Origin of the sequence: Streptomyces sp. NPDC059788 (genome assembly GCF_042732265.1) — a bacterium.
Taxonomy (GTDB): domain Bacteria; phylum Actinomycetota; class Actinomycetes; order Streptomycetales; family Streptomycetaceae; genus Streptomyces.
This window is the reverse complement of the sequence record NZ_JBHWHY010000084.1, coordinates 21,220-27,076: the sequence shown is the minus strand read 5'-3', so window position 1 is coordinate 27,076 and position 5,857 is coordinate 21,220. Positions and strand designations below refer to the sequence as shown.

6 protein-coding genes are annotated in these 5,857 nt (G+C 73.2%); all 6 read right to left on the bottom strand.

Features of this window, described 5'->3' with window-relative positions; all coding sequences use genetic code 11:
• Window positions 1-42: 42 nt before the first annotated feature.
• The 6 genes from ACFV57_RS41055 to ACFV57_RS41030 all read right to left on the bottom strand — a co-directional run bounded on the left by ACFV57_RS41055 (window position 43) and on the right by ACFV57_RS41030 (window position 5,716).
• Window positions 43-651: a GAF domain-containing protein gene (locus tag ACFV57_RS41055; protein WP_385243884.1), complete on the bottom strand. Its 609-nt coding sequence runs from the start codon at window positions 649-651 to the stop codon at window positions 43-45.
• On the bottom strand, window positions 648-1,304 hold the full coding sequence (locus tag ACFV57_RS41050; RefSeq protein ID WP_385243881.1) for an ATP/GTP-binding protein: 657 nt from the start codon (window positions 1,302-1,304) through the stop codon (window positions 648-650). Before ACFV57_RS41050 ends, ACFV57_RS41055 begins: the two co-directional genes overlap by 4 nt.
• Window positions 1,282-1,692, bottom strand: coding sequence for a DUF742 domain-containing protein (locus ACFV57_RS41045; protein ID WP_385243879.1), 411 nt, complete (start codon window positions 1,690-1,692; stop codon window positions 1,282-1,284). Before ACFV57_RS41045 ends, ACFV57_RS41050 begins: the two co-directional genes overlap by 23 nt.
• A 2-nt stretch (window positions 1,693-1,694) precedes the next feature.
• Window positions 1,695-2,144 carry a roadblock/LC7 domain-containing protein gene (locus tag ACFV57_RS41040; RefSeq protein ID WP_385243876.1) on the bottom strand — a complete coding sequence of 150 codons (450 nt, stop codon included), beginning with the start codon at window positions 2,142-2,144 and terminating at the stop codon, window positions 1,695-1,697.
• Window positions 2,134-4,071 carry a sensor histidine kinase gene (locus tag ACFV57_RS41035; protein ID WP_385243873.1) on the bottom strand — a complete coding sequence of 646 codons (1,938 nt, stop codon included), beginning with the start codon at window positions 4,069-4,071 and terminating at the stop codon, window positions 2,134-2,136. The genes ACFV57_RS41040 and ACFV57_RS41035 overlap by 11 nt, the downstream gene beginning before the upstream one ends.
• A 424-nt stretch (window positions 4,072-4,495) precedes the next feature.
• Window positions 4,496-5,716 carry a trypsin-like serine protease gene (locus tag ACFV57_RS41030; protein ID WP_385243870.1) on the bottom strand — a complete coding sequence of 407 codons (1,221 nt, stop codon included), beginning with the start codon at window positions 5,714-5,716 and terminating at the stop codon, window positions 4,496-4,498.
• Window positions 5,717-5,857: the final 141 nt, after the last annotated feature.

Here is a 5,857-nt window from a genome sequence, read left to right as displayed (position 1 = left end):
GTGTCCGTCATCGCGTGCGGCGGCGCGGGCTCCGGCCCTTCTTCACCCCTCCTCAGCGCGCTGCCGCTCCATGCGGTGGATCTGCTCGACCAGTTCGGCCGCCAGCGACTTGATGGTCTGCAGGCCCTCGCGCCCCCACGGGCGGCGTTCGAGGTCCACCACGCAGACCGTGCCGAGCGCCATCCCCGTACGGTCGATGAGCGGCGCACCCAGGTAGGAACGGATGCCGATCTCGTCCACGACGGGGTTGCCCGCGAAGCGCGGGTAGTCGCAGACGTCCTCCAGCACCAGTGCCTTGCGGCGGACGATGACGTGCGGGCAGTAGCCGTGGTCACGGGCCATCACCCGGCCGGGCTGGGCGCTGGGCGGCGCGGGGCCCAGTTCGACGGGCGCCTGCTTGTCGTCGGGCGTGTAGAGCCCGGCGAAGTACTGCCGGTGCTCGTCGATGAAGTTGACCATGGCGTACGGCGCCCGGGTCGTCCGGGCCAGCTTGCGCGCGAACTCGTCGAACGCGGGCAGCGGCGCCTCGCCGATGCCCAGGGCGCGCAGCCGGGCGACGCGGGCCGGTGCCTCGTGGTCCTCGGGGGTGAGCAGCAGATGACGCGTGGGGTCGTAGGAGGCGTACGACACGCGTGGGGCGGGACGGGTCACGGGAACTCCGGGGTGGCGGCGAGGGCGGGGGTCAGCAGGTGCTGGACGAGCGAGACCAGGACGTGGGTGGAGGAGCTGCACTGGCGTGCGTCGCAGAGCACGACCGGGGTGCCGGGAGGGAGGTCTATGGCGCTGCGCACCTCGTCCGGGCCGTAGTGGTAGGAGCCGTCGAACTCGTTGACGGCGACGACGAACGCGATACCGCGCCGCTCGAAGAAGTCGACGGCGGCGAAGCACTGGTCCAGGCGGCGGGTGTCGGCGAGGATGACGGCGCCGAGCGCGCCGTTGGACAGCTCGTCCCACATGAACCAGAAGCGTTCCTGCCCCGGCGTGCCGAAGAGGTAGAGGATGTGCTCGCGGCCGAGGGTGATCCGGCCGAAGTCCATGGCGACGGTGGTGGTGTTCTTGTCCTCGACGCCGGCCAGGTCGTCGGTGCCCACGCTGACCTGGGTGAGCAGTTCCTCCGTACTGAGCGGTTCGATCTCGCTGACCGCGCCGACGAAGGTCGTCTTGCCGACGCCGAAGCCGCCGGCCACCAGGATCTTCAGCGCCAGCGGGAACGGGTCGGCCGCGAAGTCCGCGGGGGACGCCCCCGCGGCGGACGGGAGCCGGGCATCGGCGGACAAGGCGTCAGAGCCGTTTGCGAAGTCCATGCAGCACCGCCTCCAGCAGGGCTCGGTCGGTACGGTTCGGGGGGCCCGACCCGCAGGCGGACACCGGTACGGGCGCGCGGGCGGCGAGCGCCCCGCAGTCGACCAGGTCGGCCAGCAGGACCTTGGTGACCACGGCGGGCAGATGTATGTGCGCGGCGATCTCCGCGACCGACACCGGCCCGCCGCACAGCCCGAGCACCTGCGCGTAGTCGGGCCCCTGGCAGGTGACGGGCCGCTTCCCGGTGGCTGTCACCATGGTCAGCAGGTCGAAGTGGGCGGTCGGGCGGGTCCGCCCGTTGCTGACCGTGTACGGGCGGACCAGGCGGCCGGCCTCGTCGTCGAGCCACGGGATCTCGCGGCCCGCTCTGCGGCGGCGCCGTACGCCCACCGTCAGCGACCGCCTGCCGGGGCCTGCTGCCGCACCGGCGTCGCCAGGTAGGGACGGACGCTCTTGACCAGCATCCCCATCTCGTAGCCGAGGACCGCCACATCGGCGTCCCGGCCGGCCAGCACGGCGAGGCAGGCGCCCGACCCGGCGGTGGAGACGAACAGGAACGTGGTCTCCAGCTCGACGACGACCTGGAGCACGTCGTCGCCGTTGCCGAAGCGCACCCCGGCGCTGCGGGCGAGCGAGTACAGGCCGGAGGAGAGGGCGGCCAGGTGGTCGGCGCTGTCCGGGTCGAACCCGTGGGCCGCCTTGACCAGGCCGTCGGAGGACAGCAGAAGCGCGCTGGTCGCGTGGGGCACGCGGTTCACGAGTCCGGTCAGCAGCCAGGACAGATCGGTCTGCTGGCCTCCCTGCAGGTGCGCAGGTGCCTGTGTGTGCACGTCACTCACCATGGTCGCGGTCGTCTCCTAGGCGGGGGTCGGGCCTGTCGTGGCCGGCGTCGGAGCCGGCCCGGTAACTGTCGTAACCGTCGTGGTCGCCGGGGCCGGCGTAGCTGTCGTCGGCGAGGCTGATGCCGCGCCGGAACGCGGCCATCAGGCCGGGGTCGTGCTCGGGTTCGGGCCTGCCGTCGCGGCGCCCGGCGTTCGGCAGGATCGGCTCGCCGCGCAGCTGCGGCACCAGGTGCTCCTGCTTGCGGCGGCGCGGCAGGCGCGGCCGGGTGCCGTCCTCGGCCGCGGCGGGCGGGGCGGGCGGCATGAGGACCGGGCCGGGCGCGGCCGGTGCGGCGGGGTGCGGGCCGGGATGCCGAACCTGGCCGTCGTGGGTGTCGGGTGCCCGGTGGGCGCCGGCCGGGGGCGGACCGGCGGCAGGCGGCGCGGCGGCGTGCACGGCGCGCGTGCCGGCGTGCGGGGTGTCGGCCGCGCTGGGCCACACTCCGTCGCCGTACACGATGTCCGGGTACGCCCCCGCGGTCGCCCCCGCGGCGGGCGCTCCGTGGGCGGCCCGGACGAGCCTGCGGCGCGGTCCGCGCGGCGCGGCGGGGTCCACGGGGTCCGCGTCGTCGTCCTCGTATCCGTCCCCGTATCCGGACGCTCCGGCCAGGGAGCGGGGCTCGGGGTCCGTCAGGGTGATCTCCCCGGCGTCCGCGTACGGTGCGTCCTCCTGCGGCTGCTCGGTCTCCGGGCCGAGCAGGCCCTTCGGTACGACGAGGACGGCCTGCACCCCGCCGTAGATGTTGCTCTGCAGGCGGACGACGATGCCGTGCCGCCGGGCGAGCGAGGAGACCACGAAGAGCCCGATGCGCCCGTCGCTGAGCAGTTCGGCCACGTCGACGTGGTCGGGGTCGGCGAGCAGTCCGTTCATTTGGGTCTGCTCCTCCACCGACATGCCCAGCCCGCGGTCCTCCACCTCGACGGCGAGACCGGCGGTGACCAGTTGCGCGCGCAGCAGGACATGCGTCTGCGGGGCGGAGTAGACGGTGGCGTTCTCGACGAGTTCGGCGAGCAGGTGGATGACGTCGGCGACGGCGTGGCCGCGCAGCGTGCCCTCGATGGGCGGTACCAGCTTGATCCGCGGATACTGCTCGACCTCGGCGATGGAGGAGCGCAGCACCTCGGTCAGGGTGACCGGGCGGCTCCACTGGCGGCGGGAGATGGCGCCGCCGAGGACGGCGAGGTTCTCGGCGTGGCGGCGGATGCGGGTGGCGAGGTGGTCGACGTGGAAGAGGCCCTTGAGCAGGTCGGGGTCCTCGACCTGGTTCTCCAGCTCGTCCAGCAGCTCGATCTCGCGGTGCACCAGGGATTGCAGGCGCCGGGCGAGGTTGACGAACACCTCGACCTTCTGCTCGTTGCCGCTGGCGTTGCTGCGGGCGATGGCCACCGCGTCCACGACGGCCGCCTCGGCCGCCCGGCCCACCGTGGCCACCTCGTGGGCGAGCAGGTCGAGGGTGTCGCCGGCGGGCGGCGGGGCGGGTTCGCTCTCCCGCTGCTGAAGCCATTCGCCTTGGCGGAACCGGTCCAGCAGGTCGTAGAGGTCGTGCTGGCTGCGGGCGCAGACCTCGCGCAGTCGCGCGTAGCGCGCGACGGCGGCGCGCGCCTCGTTGTTGGCCGCGGCGCCCGCGGCCGTCACGATGGCGCAGACCAGGCCGCAGGCCGCGAGCAGGACGATCCATTCCCGGCCGCTGAGCCCGGTGCCCCCGGACCGTACGACGAAGGCGGTGGCGGCCGAGCAGGTGGCGGCGACCAGGAGGCACGGTACGGCGGCGAGCCGCACCAGGCGGGTCCGTATGGCCGAATCGGCGGCCGTCTCCGGGAACGCGGCCCGGCCGTGCCGCCCGCCCTCCCGCTCCCGGCGCCGCGTGGCCGCCGTCGCGGGGTCCACCCCCCGGGGACCGTGCGGGCCCAGGGGACCACGGGTCTCCTGGGTGACTGGGGTCCCCTCGGGGAATGCTGCAGGCATCGGCGCCCTCCGGATCGGCCGTCGGCAGTTCGCGGAGCACGCACGCTAGTTGTTGCGGGGGTGGGGTACGGACACACTTCGGCGTTTCGCTACCCCGCGCCACCTCCCCCCGAGGGGGCCGCTCGCACGCCAGTGCACTTCTATCCGAACCCGCGTTCAACTGCGGTGACTTGGCGCACCTGAACACTCCCCGCCTGCCGGGCCGGGTGGCGCGCACGCCACCGGTCCGGCTCGGCGGCGCCGGGCGGCGTCAGCCGTGGACGGTGCCGCGCGGACAGCGGCGAACCGCGCGGACCCCGAAGTCCGCGCGGTTCGGGCTGCCGCCGTTGCGCCGTAGCTTGTGGGGCTACCCGGCGGACGGTGCCGTACGCATCGCGTCCACCCGCTCGAAGGCGAAGCGCTCCCACGCGCCGACGCGCTCGGAGCGCGCACGCAGCAGGCCCTCGTCGCCGCCGGTGGCGTTGATCTCAGCGGTGACGTACTTGCCGTTCGCCTGCGACTTCAGCGCGAACGTCCCGTCGGGCTGCGGCTCCAGCAGGAACTTCTCCCAGGAGCCGATGGTGGTGCCACGGGTGCGCAGCATTCCGCTGTGGTCCCCCGCGTCCTTGAGCTCCGCGCTGACGAACAGGTCGTTCGCCTCGGACCGCAGGCTCACCGTGCCGTCCGCGTCGTTGTTGTCGTGCAGCGTGAACCGCTGCCAGGAACCGATCTTGTCGCCGCGGGCCCGCAGCTTGCCCTGCTGGTTGCCGCTGTCGTTGATCTCGGCGGTGACGTACTTGCCGTTCGCCTGCGACTTCAGTACGAGCCTGCGGACATTGGTCCGGACCCACTCGCCGATGTCGTCGACCCGGGTCGCGACCGCGCTGTTGCGGGTTTCGCTCTCGTCGGTGCCGAAGCAGCCGCCCTGCCAGGAGGCGGTGTTGACGGCGACGAGCCGGTACTGGCCGTCCTTCTCGCGGAAGACGGGGCCGCCGGTGTCGCCCTTGCAGACGGCGGCGCCCGCCGTGCCGGTGACGCCGATCCGGCCGTCGGCGACCGAGTCCACCCCGAAGGCGCCGGTGTGGAGCCGGTCGGGCACCCAGGTGTCCTTCGTCCGGCCGTATCCGGTGGCCCGCAGTTCCTCGCCCACGGTGGGGGCGGTGGTACCGAGGGCGACCGGGGTGATGTCCGTGACCGGCTTGTCGAGGCGGGCGAGCGTCAGATCGCGGTCGACGCGCGGCACGAGTTCGACGACCTCCCGTACCTGGCCGGTCCGGGTGGTGAGGTCGGTGCGGCCGATGGTCGCCATGGTCTTCCGCGTGGGCTTGCCGGCCGGAACCTCGAAGCCCTGGGCGGGCGCGTCGGCGAAGCAGCCGGCCGCGGTCAGAATCCAGTGCGCGTCGACCAGCGCGCCGGTGCAGCCGCGCTCGCCGTCGCCGATGTCGAGCTTCGCGGTGAAGGGGTACGCCTTGTCCTTGGCGGCGTCGCCGACGACGGCCTGCGCCGGGGCGGCGGTGAGCGCGCCGGCGGCGACCAGGGCGGTGGCGCATCCGGTTATCCACGCCGGGCGCGAAGTCTTGCTGTGCACGGTTCGTTTCTCGTTTCGTCGGAGCGGAAATTGCTTCTCCGGTTGTCCGGCGGGGGATGACACCCCCCGACAACACCCCAACACCCCCCCGGCTGCCCTCAAACACAACGCACGGCGACCGGTACCAAAAAAATACACTTA